Genomic DNA, 15,626 nt, shown 5'->3' with positions numbered 1-15,626 from the left:
GGCGCCAGGAGCCGACGAAGGACGTGGCGAACGACGAAATTGCCTCGGGGAGCTGTAAGCAAGCATCGATCCGGGGATGTCCGAATGGGGAAACCCGGCTGCTGTAATAGGCAGTCACTCACATCTGAATCCATAGGGTGTGAAGAGGCATACGAGGGGAACTGAAACATCTAAGTACCCTCAGGAAGAGAAAACAATAGTGATTCCGTCAGTAGCGGCGAGCGAACGCGGAAGAGCCTAAACCGGAGAGCTTGCTCTCCGGGGTTGTGGGACGTCTCACATGGAGTCAGAAAGGTGTTTATTAGATGAAGAGGTCTGGAAAGGCCCGCCAAAGAAGGTAACAGCCCTGTACTCGAAAGTAAATGCCCTCCGAGACGGATCCCGAGTACCGCGGGACACGTGAAACCCCGTGGGAATCCGGCAGGACCATCTGCTAAGGCTAAATACTCCCTGGCGACCGATAGTGAAGCAGTACCGTGAGGGAAAGGTGAAAAGCACCCCGGAAGGGGAGTGAAATAGAACCTGAAACCGTGTGCTTACAAGAAGTCAGAGCCCGTTTAATGGGTGATGGCGTGCCTTTTGTAGAATGAACCGGCGAGTTACGTTTACGTGCAAGGTTAAGGTGAAAAGCCGTAGCCGCAGCGAAAGCGAGTCTGAATAGGGCGAATGAGTACGTAGGCGTAGACCCGAAACCGTGTGATCTACCCCTGTCCAGGGTGAAGGTGCGGTAACACGCACTGGAGGCCCGAACCCACGAATGTTGAAAAATTCGGGGATGAGGTGGGGGTAGCGGAGAAATTCCAATCGAACTCGGAGATAGCTGGTTCTCCCCGAAATAGCTTTAGGGCTAGCCTCGGAGGAAGAGTCGTGGAGGTAGAGCACTGATTGGGTGCGGGGCCCGCCAAGGGTTACCAAGCTCAGTCAAACTCCGAATGCCATGGACTTATTATCCGGGAGTCAGACAATGGGTGCTAAGGTCCGTTGTCAAGAGGGAAACAGCCCAGACCATCAGCTAAGGCCCCTAAGTGTACGTTAAGTGGGAAAGGATGTGGAGTTGCCCAGACAACCAGGATGTTGGCTTAGAAGCAGCCATCATTTAAAGAGTGCGTAATAGCTCACTGGTCGAGTGACTCTGCGCCGAAAATGTAACGGGGCTAAACGTACCGCCGAAGCTATGGATTGATGCTTGCATCAGTGGTAGGGGAGCGTTGTGTACCGGGTTGAAGGTAGACCGGAAGGACTGCTGGACTGTACACAAGTGAGAATGCCGGTATGAGTAACGAAAAGACATGTGAGAATCATGTCCGCCGAAAGCCTAAGGGTTCCTGGGGAAGGCTCGTCCGCCCAGGGTAAGTCGGGACCTAAGGCGAGGCCGAAAGGCGTAGTCGAAGGACAACAGGTTGAAATTCCTGTACCACCGTAGCCGTTATGAGCAATGGGGGGACGCAGAAGGATAGGGACGCGAGCTGATGGATGCTCGTCCAAGCAGTGAGGCTGGTCAGTAGGCAAATCCGCTGACCGTAAGGCTGGGCTGTGACGGGGAGGGAAAATTATAGTACCGAAGGTCTTGATTTCATGCTGCCAAGAAAAGCCTCTAGCCAGGTAAAGGTGCCCGTACCGCAAACCGACACAGGTAGGCGAGAAGAGAATTCTAAGGCGCGCGGAAGAACTCTCGTTAAGGAACTCGGCAAAATGACCCCGTAACTTTGGGAGAAGGGGTGCCCCGGTAGGGTTTATAGCCCGAGGGGGCCGCAGTGAATAGGCCCGAGCGACTGTTTAGCAAAAACACAGGTCTGTGCGAAGCCGTAAGGCGAAGTATACGGGCTGACGCCTGCCCGGTGCTGGAAGGTTAAGGGGAGTGGTTAGCCGTAAGGCGAAGCTATGAACCGAAGCCCCAGTAAACGGCGGCCGTAACTATAACGGTCCTAAGGTAGCGAAATTCCTTGTCAGGTAAATTCTGACCCGCACGAATGGCGTAACGACTTGGGCGCTGTCTCAACGAGAGATCCGGTGAAATTTTAATACCTGTGAAGATGCAGGTTACCCGCGACAAGACGGAAAGACCCCATGGAGCTTTACTGCAGCTTGATATTGGACTTTGGTACGGTCTGTACAGGATAGGTGGGAGCCTGGGAAGCCGGAGCGCCAGCTTCGGTGGAGGCGCCGTTGGGATACCACCCTGATCGTATCGGAGTTCTAACCTGGGACCGTGGAACCGGTTCGGGGACAGTGTCAGGCGGGCAGTTTGACTGGGGCGGTCGCCTCCTAAAGAGTAACGGAGGCGCCCCAAGGTTCCCTCAGAATGGTTGGAAATCATTCGAAGAGTGCAAAGGCAGAAGGGAGCTTGACTGCGAGACCTACAAGTCGAGCAGGGACGAAAGTCGGGCTTAGTGATCCGGTGGTACCGCATGGAAGGGCCATCGCTCAACGGATAAAAGCTACCCTGGGGATAACAGGCTTATCTCCCCCAAGAGTCCACATCGACGGGGAGGTTTGGCACCTCGATGTCGGCTCATCGCATCCTGGGGCTGAAGTAGGTCCCAAGGGTTGGGCTGTTCGCCCATTAAAGCGGTACGCGAGCTGGGTTCAGAACGTCGTGAGACAGTTCGGTCCCTATCTGTCGCGGGCGTAGGAAATTTGAGAGGAGCTGTCCTTAGTACGAGAGGACCGGGATGGACGTACCGCTGGTGTACCAGTTGTCTCGCCAGAGGCATAGCTGGGTAGCCAAGTACGGAAGGGATAAGCGCTGAAAGCATCTAAGCGTGAAGCCCCCCTCAAGATGAGATTTCCCACATTGGTAAGACCCCTTGAAGACGACGAGGTAGATAGGTTGGAGGTGGAAGTGCAGCAATGCATGGAGCTGACCAATACTAATCGGTCGAGGGCTTATCCTACTATGATGATTTGATGATTTACTTTCGCATTCAGTTTTTAAGGTACAATACCTTATCTGTTTGGTGGCGATAGCGGAGGGGTTCCACGCGTACCCATCCCGAACACGACCGTTAAGCCCTCCAGCGCCGATGGTACTTGGACCGCAGGGTCCTGGGAGAGTAGGACGCTGCCAAGCAAACAAAGACCACTGACTTCTGTCGGTGGTTTTTTTATGTCCTCCACAGGTCATAGTTCCCGGGGTAAAGCGGAGTCGCCAGACGGGGCAGGAGCGATGCAGGGGAATGCGGTAACCGGTCGGACTGTCATCCTAGAGGCGTCGTCGCTTCCTGAGACTGAGCGTGTGGAGGAAATGCTGCGTTTTTACAGGAATTTCGGCCGAATGAGCCCTCATGCAGAAGAATTCCTGCAAATCTACATCATTTTGCTCCCTTTTGCACCTAAGCCAAGCGAAATGGAGGAAATTCCTGCAGTTTTGCAGGATTCCCTTTTTGGTGAAGCCTTGCATAGCCAATTGCTGCGTTTTTGCAGGATTTCCATTTTGGAATAGGCGTGTCTGGCGAAATATTGCATTTTGCGGGATTCGAACTAGCGATGTTACCCTTGCAGAGACTCCACGCCGTCTTCATATGACTGAAAATTCGTTGTACAGGTCATGCTAGCTCCAAGAAACTGTGTTGCACTTTACTGGCCGTACAAGGCTAGGCTGTACAAGGCAATATAATGCAAGGTTATATAATGCATACGTGGAAAACCATATATGCAGTGCTAACTGTGCAGGCGGTTCAGGTACACGAAATATATAGAGACACTACAGGCGACGGTGAGCGACAAGGCTTGCAGGGTTAGCTTCACTTTTCGAGACCTTGCGAGAAGAAGTGAACTTTCGACGTTGTGAGCAGCTTAGCTCAATTTGTCCACAAGTCAGACCAGACAGCGAAACGAATGTTGTCTCATAAGCCCAATCGCAAATAAATAAAGTTATCCACCTGTGAATATCTTTTTGGCCTGCAAAATCCTGTATGTTATCCTCATCATCCACATTTTCATACACAATATCCACGGAATCTTCACAAATATCATGTAAGATCATGCATTTTAACAACGGATATCCACAGCTTTGCGGAGAGCCAAATATCGAACGAGCGGTCATCCTCAACTCAGGCGAGCAATATCCCCATACAAAAAAGCGGGGTCTTTGATGCGATCAAAGACCCCGCTTCGGATTGAACTTAATTTCCCTGCTTCTTCACATATCCCATCAGACCGTGCAAGGTCCTCACGAACTCATGGCCGGACATGCGTCCTAAGGCGCCGTATGCGCAGTCCATTTCATTATAAGATGTTACCCGATCTTTGCGGATGCTCGGGCCGTAGATGACGACCGGGACAGGCTCTCCCGTATGCTCCTTCACTTCACAAGGCGTTGAATGATCCGCGGCCAGAGCCAAGTAGACGTCGTCAGGCAGCTGCTCCGCGATTAGCCCGACCATCCGGTCGAATAATTCAAGGGTGAGCGCTTTTTTCAACGGATCATTGTCATGGCCCATCAAATCCGGAGCCTTGAGATGGACGTAGACAATATCATGGCGTGCTATTTGCTCAAGCGCCAGCTTCGCCTTTAGTTCCACGTCAGTATCTATGCTGCCGGTCAGCCTGGCGTCGGTAATCGCTTCGAAGCCGGCCAGCTTGGCCACCCCGAGCACCGTGCTTTCCGCAGCGATGCAGCTGCCGCGGAACTTCATTGTCGCGGCGATGGGCTCCAATTGCGCCATTCTTCCCGCGCCTCGGGTCAGAATGAAGTTGGCAGGCGGATGTCCTTGCGCCATACGCTCCCGATTGATGGGATGCGAAGCAAGAATCGCATGGGCCTTTTTCATAAAAAGGTTAACGGCCATGGCGGTCCGCTTCGCTTCCGGCGTCTCATCCAGCGCTTCAACAGGGAGATAAGGTTGACCGTCGTTCGGCGCTTTCGGATCGGAATCGCTGATCCGATCGCTAAGACCGGGACCGCGCAGAACGAGCACAGCCCGATGCTCCGTTGCCGGCTTGAAGTAAGCGCGGATGCCTTCAATGAGTTCCATCCCATCAAGCGCATCGGCAAGCCCTGCCGTGTTGTCGCGGATTCGCCCGGCACGACGGTCCAGGACAACGCCCTCGTCATTAATCGTGGCGAAGTTGCAGCGAAGCACGACATCTCCGGGCTCGACGTCCATACCGATGCCGAGCGCCTCGATGGGGCCGCGGCCCGGATAATCCTCCGGCTGAAAGCCGAATAATATCATATGCCCCATATCGGTTCCAACGGGAATTCCCGATCCGATTAAATCGATCATGCCAGTGATTCCTTCCGCAGCCAACCGATCCAAATGAGGCGTATCGGCATATTCCAACGGTGTTTTATCATTTAAAAGCGGATGCGGGCGATCTCCCGATCCGTCTGCAATGGCCATAATTACTTTTCTGTATAGCATGGGCGCACTCCTCTATCATTTGCTTATCTGAACATGCTTATAATGAATACCCGAGAATTTGGAACCACGTAAATACGGACACACTAATGACGGTCGCACCGATAAAGCAGGTAACGATAGCATATTTCACCTGATCAAACACGCTGAAATATCCGGTTGAGAAATAAATGGTATTTACTTTTGAATGCGGCGGTAACGTAATCGTATAGGTTAACGTCATGGCGGAAGCCAGGGCAAGCGTAACCGGGTCCATCCCTAACGATTTGGCCAGCGCGATAAAAGCGGGAATCAGGATCGTGGTCCGTACCGTCTTGCTCGTGAATATTAAATGACTGTACATACTGATGAAGATAACGATGACATAGACGAGCATATGATTCATTTGTTCCAGGCCGAGACCGTAGACGACTTTGTTGATCATCCATTCGGCGCCCTTCGATTTCTCCAACGCATTCCCGACGGCATAAGCGCCTGCGGCAAAAATCATCAGATCCCACTTAATGTTGGCTTCCTTCCAAGTAAGCAATCCGATTCGCGGCAGCAGACAGAGCACGCCTGCAATGACCGCGGTCATGTATACACTAATTTCGAAGCCGAACAAGAATTTGTGATAATCTTCCGTCGCCCATAACAGAACCGTAAGCAAGAAGATTGTCATGGCCTTTTTCTCATCCAGCGAAAATTTATCCAGCTTCTTCAATTCATCTTTGAGCTTGGACATTGCGCCCTCGAACTCAGCCTCCCCTTTGAAGGAGAAGAGCTTGAGACCAACGAGGAACGTCAGCAGCATCGTAATGATGGCCGTTGGCATGGAGGCGGCGAGCCAATCCATATATCCGATCGACCCTCCCGCTTGCTCGTTAATGAAGCCGACGGCAATGATGTTCGCAGCCGTCGCGGTCATCACTCCGGATGTGGCGATCGCATCGGCTTGTACCCCTTGCAGCATCATTAATTTGCCGAAATTGCTTTTGCCGGGAGTGGCCTTATAGATCTCCAACAAGATGAGACAGATCGGCACCATGAGCGTTGCCCGCGCTGTCGTCGATGGCACGAAGAACGCGAGGGCGAAGTTGATGAAAATTAAGACAAGCAATGTCTTCTTTGGCGTTTGTCCGAACCTGGTCACCATCCAAAGCGCAAACCTTCGCGCCAGATTGGACTTAATCATCGCGGAGGTAAGAATAAACGCGGACACCATGAGCCAAATGACATCAAATCCAAGCGTGCCGAAGGCCGTTTTCTCTTCAGCGGTACCGGATAAGCTCAGCACAATAATGGCGATCATGGAGGTTAAGTAAATCGGCAAGGCGCCACTGACCCATAGTATAAGCGCACTGGCGAAGATTGCAATCGCTTTTTGCGCTTGCGGCTCCAAGCCTGCGGGCGTGGGCATGAGCATCAGAATGAGGAACACCAGGACGGCTAGCGGAATCCCTGCTTTTTTAAATATCGATTCAAAGCGACCTTTCTTCGCCACTGGTTTGTTCGGTTCTGTGGAATTGCCGTCTGACTTGAATGGCTTCATCGTCATGAAAACATCCTCCCAAAGTGATAAAAAATGATTGCGTTTTCATTATAACGGCGCCTATAATTATAAGACAATTTGATTGCATAATCGTATTCATAACATTTCGTTATAGTTATATCGGAGGAGGATGATCACGCGATGAATATCAACAAGCTCGAAACCTTCATTACGCTCTCTCATTGTTTAAATTTCACGGAGGCGGCGGAACGGCTCTACTGTTCTCAACCGGCGGTCAGCATGCAAATTCAAAGCTTGGAAGAGGACTTGGAGACGCGCCTGTTCGATCGAATCGGCAAAAAGCTGTACTTAACCAAACAAGGCGAGCTGTTCAAGCCCTACGCGGAACAGATCGTGAACTTGCTGCAAGCGGCCAAGGAGCATCTTCATCAAATGGAGGATATGTCAGCAGGGACCCTCTCCTTTGGCGCAAGCAACTTCGTTGGCGTCTATTTGCTTCCTTCCATGCTTGCTCAATATAAAGCGCAGTTCCCCAATATTAATATCAGCATGAAAATAACGTCGTCCCAACAGCTCACGCAGCTGCTGGAGTCCAACGGCGTGGAATTCCTCGTCTTATCGGATCATATTCCCATCGACGAGACCCGTTTTTACGCGAGCACGTTTCAACAAGATCATCTTGTATTTATTGCGCCGCCGCACCATCCATTGGCGCAGCAAGACATGTGCACCCTGCATGATCTCCAGCATGAGACCTTTCTGATGAAGCCGGATCATTCAGCGACAAGGCATTTTCTTGATCAAAAACTTGGGCAGGCGGGGATTGCCATCTCCAATACAATCGAAATCAGCAGCCTCGAGGGGATCAAGCAAGGAGTCATACACGGACTAGGCATTGCGGCGGTGTCCGGGCTTGCGGTGAAGCAGGAAATCGACAGCGGGTTGCTTGTCAAGATTCCGATGGAGGATGTAACCTTTGAACGGGGCATTCGTTATATTTTTCATAAAAACAAGCATCTATCCCCGGCGGCAAGACAGTTCATCGCCTTGCTGGATGCGGCCGCGCATCGAGCCTAGAGCTCCGGATTTCCTTAATTATTTGGGCAACCAAGTTTATTATTGGTCAACTTTTGTTACACTAAATAAGGAGCAAGCGTACGAAAAAGCCGCTTGAAAACACAAGAAAAAAGTGCTATCATAAAGTCAAGGTCAAAGAAAGTCAAAGTCAGACTTAATTTGACAAAAACCCATTGTTTTTGTCATCTCCGAATAAGTAACAGTCAAAAATGGTTAAAGCTAATATAGAGAGATATGGACGCAAAGGAGGGCAGAAGATGCGCAATATTTCCGATTTGATTGAGCAGCATTTGAAAATTATGCTGATCGACAGTCCGGAAGGCGCCGTGGAGATTCAACGGAACGATCTCGCAGAGCAGTTCTCCTGTGTTCCTTCCCAGATTAACTATGTGATCAGCACCCGCTTCACCTTGGAGAAGGGATATGTTGTGGAGAGCAAGCGCGGCGGCGGCGGTTATATCCGCATTCAGCGGATTGAGCTTCCGGCACAGCGGGCGATTCATACCCATCTATGCGAATCGATCGGCAATCGGATTGGGCAAGAGGCAGCGGAAGGGCTCATTTATCAACTGGAAGAAGCGAACGTCATTTCCCGGCGGGAAGCGATACTGCTGCGGGCAGCCGTATCACGCGACAATCTGGCGGTGAAGCTGCCCTACCGGGATGAGATCCGCGCCCGTCTCCTGCGGGCGATGCTGCTCGGGCTGCTAAGCAAGCAATAACGCATGCCGCCATAATTTTATCCCGGGGAAGCAGGCGCCAGTCGGACTGCCAATCCCTTTACTATAATTGAATCCACGAGGATAAGGAGGAGAATGGCCAATGATGTGTCAACAATGCGGTCAGAAGCCGGCTACACTGCACTTTACGAAAATTATAAACGGGCAGAAGACGGAATTTCACATCTGTGAATCGTGTGCTCGTGAGAAAGGCGAATGGATACCGGGCACGGCTAACGGCTTCTCCATCCATAATTTGCTGTCAGGACTGTTGGACTTCGATTTGTCCGGCGGAGCCGCCCAGGGAAGCGGCGACTACGGTGCGCAGAAGCCCCAGGCGATGCGCTGCGAGAAATGCGGGCTGACCTACTCTCAGTTCGGCAAGCTGGGCCGGTTCGGGTGTGACGAATGTTATTCCTTCTTCGGCAACCGGCTCGATCCGCTGCTGAAGCGGGTTCATGGCAATACGGTCCATACCGGAAAAATTCCGAAGCGCGGCGGCGGGCGCATTCAACGCAAGCGCGAGCTGGATGAACTGAAGCTCGAGCTTCAGAAGAGCATTGCGCAGGAGGAATTCGAGCGGGCGGCGCAGCTGCGCGACCGTATTCGCCAGCTGGAGAAGGAAGGGAACGAAGGGGGCCCTGACGCGTCCGCTCAGCATGGCTAACCCCCTGAACGATATCATGACAACGACGAATGATCGGCAAGGTGAAAGGAGATGACGAAATGGCCCAACGCCAATTCATGGAGCATGCGATAAGTGACTGGATGCGCGGAACGGGACCGGACTCCGAGATCGTCATCAGCAGCCGCATCCGCGTAGCGCGCAACCTGTGCGGCGTGCCGTTCCCGCTGCTTGCGACGAACCAGCAGTCGGCCGAAGTGCTGAGCCAGCTGGCCGCGGTCATCGAGCAGCCGGAGATGTCGGGCTTCCATACGTCTTTTCATCGATGGAACCTGGCGGAACTAAGCGATCTGGAGAAGCAGGTGCTGGTCGAGAAGCATTTGATCTCGCCGACCCTCGTGAATGAATCACGGAACGGGGCGGTCATTCTGAGCGAGGATGAATCCATCAGCATTATGCTGAACGAGGAAGATCATCTGCGCATTCAATGCTTGTACCCGGGGCTGCAGATTCGGGAAGCGTGGGAGCAGGCCAGCCGTATCGACGACGTGTTCGAGGCGCATGTCGACTATGCATTCGATGAGAAGCGAGGATACTTGACCAGCTGTCCGACCAATGTGGGCACCGGCATCAGGGCCTCCGTCATGATGCATTTGCCGGCCCTCGTCATGACGAAGCAGATTAACCGCATTTTGCAGGCCGTCACCCAGGTGGGACTGGCGGTGCGCGGCATCTACGGCGAAGGCAGCGAGGCGATAGGCAATCTGTTCCAGGTGTCGAACCAGATTACGCTTGGCCAATCGGAAGCCGAGATTATCGACAGCCTGTACAGCGTCGTGAAGCAAATTATCGGGCATGAGAAGGCGGCGCGCGAGCAGCTGCTGGAGAATAACCGCATGCGCCTGACAGATCGCATCTGCCGATCTTACGGAATATTGAAGCATGCGGCGATTATGGATTCCAAGGAAGCGGCCCAACGGCTCTCGGACATCCGGCTCGGTTCGGATCTGAATATTTTGAACCATCTTGATCCTTCCGACTTCAATGAACTGCTCGTGATGACACAGCCAGGCTTCCTTCAGCATATATACAAGAAATCATTGTCTACGGAAGAACGCGACATGTATCGGGCAAGACTGATACGCGACAAATTAAGCAAATCAAAAACGACCAATGGAGGTGCTTGAATATGATGTTCGGAAGATTTACGGAACGTGCCCAGAAAGTATTGGCATTGGCTCAGGAAGAAGCCGTGCGTCTCGGACATAACAATATCGGAACCGAGCATATTTTGCTTGGCCTCATCCGGGAAGGGGAGGGCATTGCCGCCAAGGCGCTTGTCGCGCTCGGCCTCGGTCTGGAGAAGATTCAGGACGAAGTGGAAACTCTCATTGGCCGCGGGCAGGAGCAGCCGACCAATATCGCCTACACCCCGCGCGCCAAAAAAGTGATTGAGCTGTCCATGGATGAAGCTCGCAAGCTGGGCCATACGTATGTGGGCACGGAGCATATTTTGCTGGGCCTCATTCGTGAAGGCGAAGGCGTTGCGGCCCGCGTGCTGAACAACCTCGGCATCAGCCTGAACAAGGCGCGCCAGCAGGTGCTGCAGCTGCTGGGCAGCAGCGAAGCGGTATCCAGCCATCACGGCCAATCGCAAAATGTAAGCACGCCGACGCTGGACGGCCTGGCGCGCGACCTGACGGCAGCCGCCAAGGAAGGCAATCTCGACCCGGTCATCGGCCGCAGCAAGGAGATTGAGCGCGTCATCCAGGTGCTGAGCCGCCGGACGAAGAACAATCCGGTCCTTATCGGGGAGCCGGGCGTCGGGAAGACTGCGGTAGCGGAAGGGCTCGCTCAGAAGATTATCAACAACGAGATTCCGGAGACGCTGCGCGACAAGCGCGTCATGACGCTCGATATGGGCTCGGTCGTGGCCGGCACGAAGTACCGGGGCGAATTCGAGGATCGGTTGAAAAAAATTATGGATGAGATCCGCCAGGCGGGCAATATCATCCTGTTCATCGACGAGCTGCACACATTGATCGGCGCAGGGGGAGCGGAAGGCGCCATCGACGCGTCCAACATTTTGAAGCCGGCGCTGGCCCGGGGCGAGCTGCAATGCATCGGGGCGACGACGCTGGATGAGTACCGCAAATATATCGAGAAGGATGCCGCGCTGGAGCGCCGCTTCCAACCGATTACGGTTGATCAGCCGACGATTGAAGAGACGATTCTAATTTTGAAAGGGCTGCGGGATCGCTATGAAGCGCATCACCGCGTCAAAATAAGCGATGAAGCGATTGAGCAGGCCGTGAAGCTGTCCGACCGCTATATTACGGACCGCTTCCTGCCGGACAAAGCCATCGACCTGATTGACGAGGCAGGGTCCAAAGTACGCTTGAATTCCTACACGGTACCGCCGAATCTGAAAGAACTGGAAGCTCGTCTGGACGACATCCGCAAGGAGAAGGACGCTTCCGTCCAGAGCCAGGAATTCGAGAAGGCGGCGGCGCTTCGCGATACGGAGCAGAAGATGCGCGAGGAGCTGGATTCGGTGCGGAACCAGTGGAAGGAGAAGCAGGGCCGCATGGATTCCGAGGTCACGCCGGAAGATATCGCCCAGATCGTCTCCAGTTGGACCGGAGTTCCTGTCGTGAAGCTGAAGGAAGAAGAGACGCAGCGTCTTCTCAATATGGAAGAGGTCCTGCATGAGCGCGTCATTGGCCAGGACGAAGCGGTCAAGGCGGTTAGCCGGGCGATTCGCCGGGCACGCGCAGGCTTGAAGGATCCGAAGCGCCCGATGGGCTCGTTCATCTTCCTTGGCCCGACCGGGGTCGGGAAGACGGAATTGGCCCGCGCGCTGGCAGAGTCGCTCTTCGGCGACGAGAATGCGGTCATCCGCATCGACATGTCCGAGTATATGGAGAAGCATTCGACCGCCCGCTTGGTCGGAGCGCCTCCGGGATATGTCGGCTACGAGGAAGGCGGCCAACTGACCGAGAAGGTGCGCCGCAAGCCATACTCCGTCGTGCTGCTCGATGAGATTGAGAAGGCGCATCCGGAAGTATTCAACATCCTGCTGCAGGTGCTGGAGGATGGACGCCTGACCGATTCCAAGGGACGGGTCGTCGACTTCCGCAACACGCTCATCATTCTGACGTCGAATGTCGGCGCAGAGGCGATCAAGCGCAATACGACGCTCGGCTTCACCTCCCCCGACAACAATGAGCGCGACTATAACAATATGAAAGACAAAGTGATGGCGGAATTGAAGAAGAGCTTCCGTCCGGAGTTCCTGAACCGGATCGACGAGATTATCGTCTTCCACTCCCTGGAAGAGAAGCATATCGCCGAGATCGTAACGCTGATGGCCGAGGAGCTGCGCAAGCGGCTGAAGGAGCAGGATGTCGATTTCCAATTGACCGATGCGGCCAAGGCGTTCCTCGCCAAGGAAGGCTACGATCCGGCCTACGGAGCGCGTCCGCTCCGCCGGGCGATTCAGAAGCATATCGAAGATCGCCTGTCCGAGGAATTGCTTAAGGGCGACATCGAGAAGGGCGATTCCGTCACGATCGACGAACAGGACGGCAGCCTGGTCGTGCTGCGCAATACGCCGGCCAAGGCCTGACATTTTCACAGGATGCATCTATCCAAGCGCATCTCTTCCCCCGGGAGGAGATGCGTTTTTTTCATGAAATGCGAAAGTCCTTTCGCCCCCTACTTAAAAATGGTAAACTTAAAGATAATGTACAATCTTCGGCAAAAGCCAGTAAAAATATGTCACGCTTTATCTTTGTATCGCGTTATGCCGATAAACCTAATATAGATGTGGCAACCTATACAATGATGCGTCAGTAGGAGTGTCGGCTGATATGGCCAAAGTAAAAACCAAGTTTTTCTGTACGGATTGCGGATATGAATCGCCGAAGTGGATGGGCAAATGCCCGGGCTGCGGCGAGTGGAACACGATGGTGGAGGAGCGGGAGACGGTCGTCAAGACAGCAGGCGTCCACACTTCCCTCATTGGGACGAAAGAAAAACCGCAATCGATCATACAAATAGAAAGTAAACAGGAAGCGCGCCTGTCCACGACGATTGACGAATTGAACCGTGTGCTCGGCGGCGGCGTGGTGCCAGGTTCGCTCATCCTCGTGGGGGGCGACCCGGGCATCGGCAAATCGACGCTGCTGCTGCAGGCGTCCAATGCGCTCGCAGCCAGCGGCTTGAAGGTGCTGTACGTGTCCGGCGAGGAATCGACGCGTCAGACGAAGCTGCGGGCCGACCGGCTCGGGGTGCTGTCCGAGCGCCTGTTCGTCCTGAGCGAGACGAATTTGCAGTATATAGAAGAGGCGATCGAGGCCATGAGCCCGGATTTTCTCGTCATCGACTCGATCCAGACGGTATATCAGCCGTCGGTCGAATCGGCGCCCGGCAGCGTGGCCCAAGTTCGCGAATGCACAAGCGTGTGCATGCGCATTGCGAAGGGGAGGGGCATCGCGACCGTCCTCGTCGGCCATGTGACGAAGGAAGGAGCCATTGCCGGCCCCCGCATGCTGGAGCATATGGTGGACTGCGTCCTTTATTTCGAAGGCGAGCGCCATCATTCGTACCGCATCCTGCGGGCTGTGAAGAACCGCTTCGGTTCCACGAACGAGATCGGCATCTTCGAGATGACGGAAGGCGGCTTGACGGAAGTGAAGAATCCGTCAGAGATGTTCCTTCAGGAACGTCCGCTTGGCGTCTCCGGCTCGACGGTCGTCGCCAGCCTGGAAGGGACGCGCCCGGTGCTTGTCGAGATGCAGGCGCTCGTGTCGGCGACGAACTTCCCCTCGCCGCGGAGAATGTCGACGGGAATCGATCACCAGCGATTGTCGCTCATCATTGCCGTGCTGGAGAAGCGCATGGGCATGTTCCTTCAGAACCAGGATGCCTATGTGAATGTGGCCGGCGGGCTGAAGCTCGATGAGCCGGCGGTCGATCTCGCCATTGCGGTCGCCCTGGCGTCGAGCTTCCGCGATATGCCGACCCAGGCGTATGACGTCGTCTTCGGCGAAGTGGGACTGACAGGAGAAGTGCGCGCGGTGTCCCGTGCGGAGCAGCGCGTGAAGGAAGCCGAGAAGCTGGGCTTCAAGCGGATTATTTTGCCAGAGAAGAGCCTGCGGGGATGGACCCCTTCTGGACATATTGAGATAGTGGGCGTAAATACGGTAGCGGAAGCATTGACCGCAGCGTTAGGTTAGGGGGCTTAGATATAGAATGAAGGACAGTCAGCAGGATATTATGAACGATCTGTTGCGCATGGTGGCGCCGGGCACTCCCTTCCGTGATGGATTGGAGAATGTGCTCCGGGCGAAGACAGGCGCGCTTATCGTCGTCGGCTACAGCCCGGAAGTGATGGAGGTCGTCGATGGCGGCTTTTCCATCAACAGCGATTTCTCTCCGAGCTACTTGTATGAGTTGGCCAAGATGGACGGCGCGATCATTTTGAGCGAAGACGTGAAGCGGATCCTGTATGCGAACACGCAGCTGATCCCGGATTCCTCCATCCCGTCGATAGAGACGGGGATTCGCCACCGCACGGCGGAGCGGGTCGCGAAGCAGACGGGCAAGCTGGTCGTCTCGATCTCCCAGCGCCGCAATATTATTACCCTGTACCAAGGCAGCCTCCGCTATGCGCTGAAGGAGATCGGCGTCATCCTGACGAAGGCGAATCAGGCGATACAGACCTTGGAGAAATATCGAGCCGTGCTCGTCCAGGGAATGACGAACTTGACCGCTTCCGAATTCGAGGAGCAAGTGACGCTGTACGATGTCGTCAATGTGTTGCAACGGATCGAGATGGTATTACGTATTAAAATGGAGATAAAGCGCTACATCAACGAACTGGGAACGGAAGGCCGTCTCATCAGCATGCAGTTGGAGGAACTGGTCAGCAATACGGAGGAGGATGCGTGGCTGCTGCTCAAGGACTATGCCCGCGACAACGGGGATGACAAAGTCCGCGAGATCCTCGTTCAGCTGAAGAAGAGCACCGCCGACGAGCTGCTGGACGCGCATCATCTGATTCGGCTGCTCGGTTACCCGACGACAAGCGCAATCCAGGATGAATCCGTATCGCCGCGCGGTTACCGCGTGTTGAGCAAGATTCCTCGCTTGCCGAACGTCATCATACAGAACCTGGTGGACACGTTCCAATACTTGCCTCACGTCATGATGGCTACGATTGAAGAATTGGACGACGTGGACGGAATTGGCGAAGTGCGTGCACGCGCCATCAAGGAAGGGCTCAAGCGCATTCAGGAGCAGGTATTCATTGACAGGCAAATTTGATTTTCCTACAATGAAAAGAT

The 15,626-nt window shown here is 54.1% G+C and carries 12 protein-coding genes and 2 rRNA genes (1 of these 14 running past the window's edge); 11 read left to right on the top strand and 3 right to left on the bottom strand.

Annotated elements, in window-relative coordinates; genetic code table 11:
- From NNL35_RS30155 to NNL35_RS30145, 3 genes are all read left to right on the top strand, one after another.
- Positions 1-2,894 (top strand): 23S ribosomal RNA (locus NNL35_RS30155); it begins 34 nt to the left of the window's first position.
- A 59-nt stretch (positions 2,895-2,953) separates the two neighbouring features.
- Positions 2,954-3,070: ribosomal RNA gene (gene rrf, locus NNL35_RS30150) — 5S ribosomal RNA — on the top strand.
- A 96-nt stretch (positions 3,071-3,166) separates the two neighbouring features.
- A complete protein-coding gene (locus tag NNL35_RS30145) occupies positions 3,167-3,442 on the top strand; it encodes a hypothetical protein (protein WP_138985622.1) in 276 nt (91 codons plus the stop codon).
- Between the two features lie 261 nt (positions 3,443-3,703).
- On the opposite strand, the gene NNL35_RS30140 is transcribed toward NNL35_RS30145, so the two are convergent.
- From NNL35_RS30140 to NNL35_RS30130, 3 genes are all read right to left on the bottom strand, one after another.
- Entirely contained in the window at positions 3,704-3,985 is a 282-nt protein-coding gene (locus NNL35_RS30140; RefSeq protein WP_254553963.1) for a hypothetical protein, read from the bottom strand.
- 139 nt (positions 3,986-4,124) lie between these two features.
- The gene (gene apgM / locus NNL35_RS30135; protein WP_006676454.1) at positions 4,125-5,366 is read right to left on the bottom strand and encodes a 2,3-bisphosphoglycerate-independent phosphoglycerate mutase; all 1,242 of its coding nucleotides are present in this window, start codon (positions 5,364-5,366) and stop codon (positions 4,125-4,127) included.
- A 37-nt stretch (positions 5,367-5,403) separates the two neighbouring features.
- The gene (locus tag NNL35_RS30130; RefSeq protein ID WP_006676455.1) at positions 5,404-6,900 is read right to left on the bottom strand and encodes an SLC13 family permease; all 1,497 of its coding nucleotides are present in this window, start codon (positions 6,898-6,900) and stop codon (positions 5,404-5,406) included.
- Positions 6,901-7,035: 135 nt separating this feature from the next.
- Between NNL35_RS30130 and NNL35_RS30125 the strand changes: the two genes are divergently transcribed.
- From NNL35_RS30125 to disA, 8 genes are all read left to right on the top strand, one after another.
- Entirely contained in the window at positions 7,036-7,932 is an 897-nt protein-coding gene (locus NNL35_RS30125) for a LysR family transcriptional regulator (protein WP_006676456.1), read from the top strand.
- A 257-nt stretch (positions 7,933-8,189) separates the two neighbouring features.
- The gene (locus tag NNL35_RS30120; RefSeq protein ID WP_006676457.1) at positions 8,190-8,654 is read left to right on the top strand and encodes a CtsR family transcriptional regulator; all 465 of its coding nucleotides are present in this window, start codon (positions 8,190-8,192) and stop codon (positions 8,652-8,654) included.
- 100 nt (positions 8,655-8,754) lie between these two features.
- A complete protein-coding gene (locus tag NNL35_RS30115; protein WP_006676458.1) occupies positions 8,755-9,318 on the top strand; it encodes a protein-arginine kinase activator protein McsA in 564 nt (187 codons plus the stop codon).
- Positions 9,319-9,377: 59 nt separating this feature from the next.
- The gene (locus tag NNL35_RS30110) at positions 9,378-10,463 is read left to right on the top strand and encodes a protein-arginine kinase McsB (protein ID WP_006676459.1); all 1,086 of its coding nucleotides are present in this window, start codon (positions 9,378-9,380) and stop codon (positions 10,461-10,463) included.
- A gap of 2 nt (positions 10,464-10,465) precedes the next feature.
- Positions 10,466-12,904, top strand: coding sequence for an ATP-dependent protease ATP-binding subunit ClpC (gene clpC, locus NNL35_RS30105; RefSeq protein WP_006676460.1), 2,439 nt, complete (start codon positions 10,466-10,468; stop codon positions 12,902-12,904).
- Between the two features lie 50 nt (positions 12,905-12,954).
- A complete protein-coding gene (locus tag NNL35_RS30100) occupies positions 12,955-13,134 on the top strand; it encodes a hypothetical protein (RefSeq protein ID WP_254553962.1) in 180 nt (59 codons plus the stop codon).
- A gap of 14 nt (positions 13,135-13,148) precedes the next feature.
- Complete coding sequence (radA, locus tag NNL35_RS30095; protein ID WP_006676461.1) at positions 13,149-14,516, top strand: DNA repair protein RadA; 1,368 nt, start codon at positions 13,149-13,151, stop codon at positions 14,514-14,516.
- A 16-nt stretch (positions 14,517-14,532) separates the two neighbouring features.
- On the top strand, positions 14,533-15,606 hold the full coding sequence (gene disA / locus NNL35_RS30090) for a DNA integrity scanning diadenylate cyclase DisA (RefSeq protein ID WP_006676462.1): 1,074 nt from the start codon (positions 14,533-14,535) through the stop codon (positions 15,604-15,606).
- Positions 15,607-15,626 lie beyond the last annotated feature (20 nt).

This window comes from Paenibacillus dendritiformis (assembly GCF_945605565.1).
Classification (GTDB): Bacteria; Bacillota; Bacilli; order Paenibacillales; family Paenibacillaceae; genus Paenibacillus_B; species Paenibacillus_B dendritiformis_A.
This window is presented reverse-complemented; position numbering and strand designations above follow the sequence as displayed.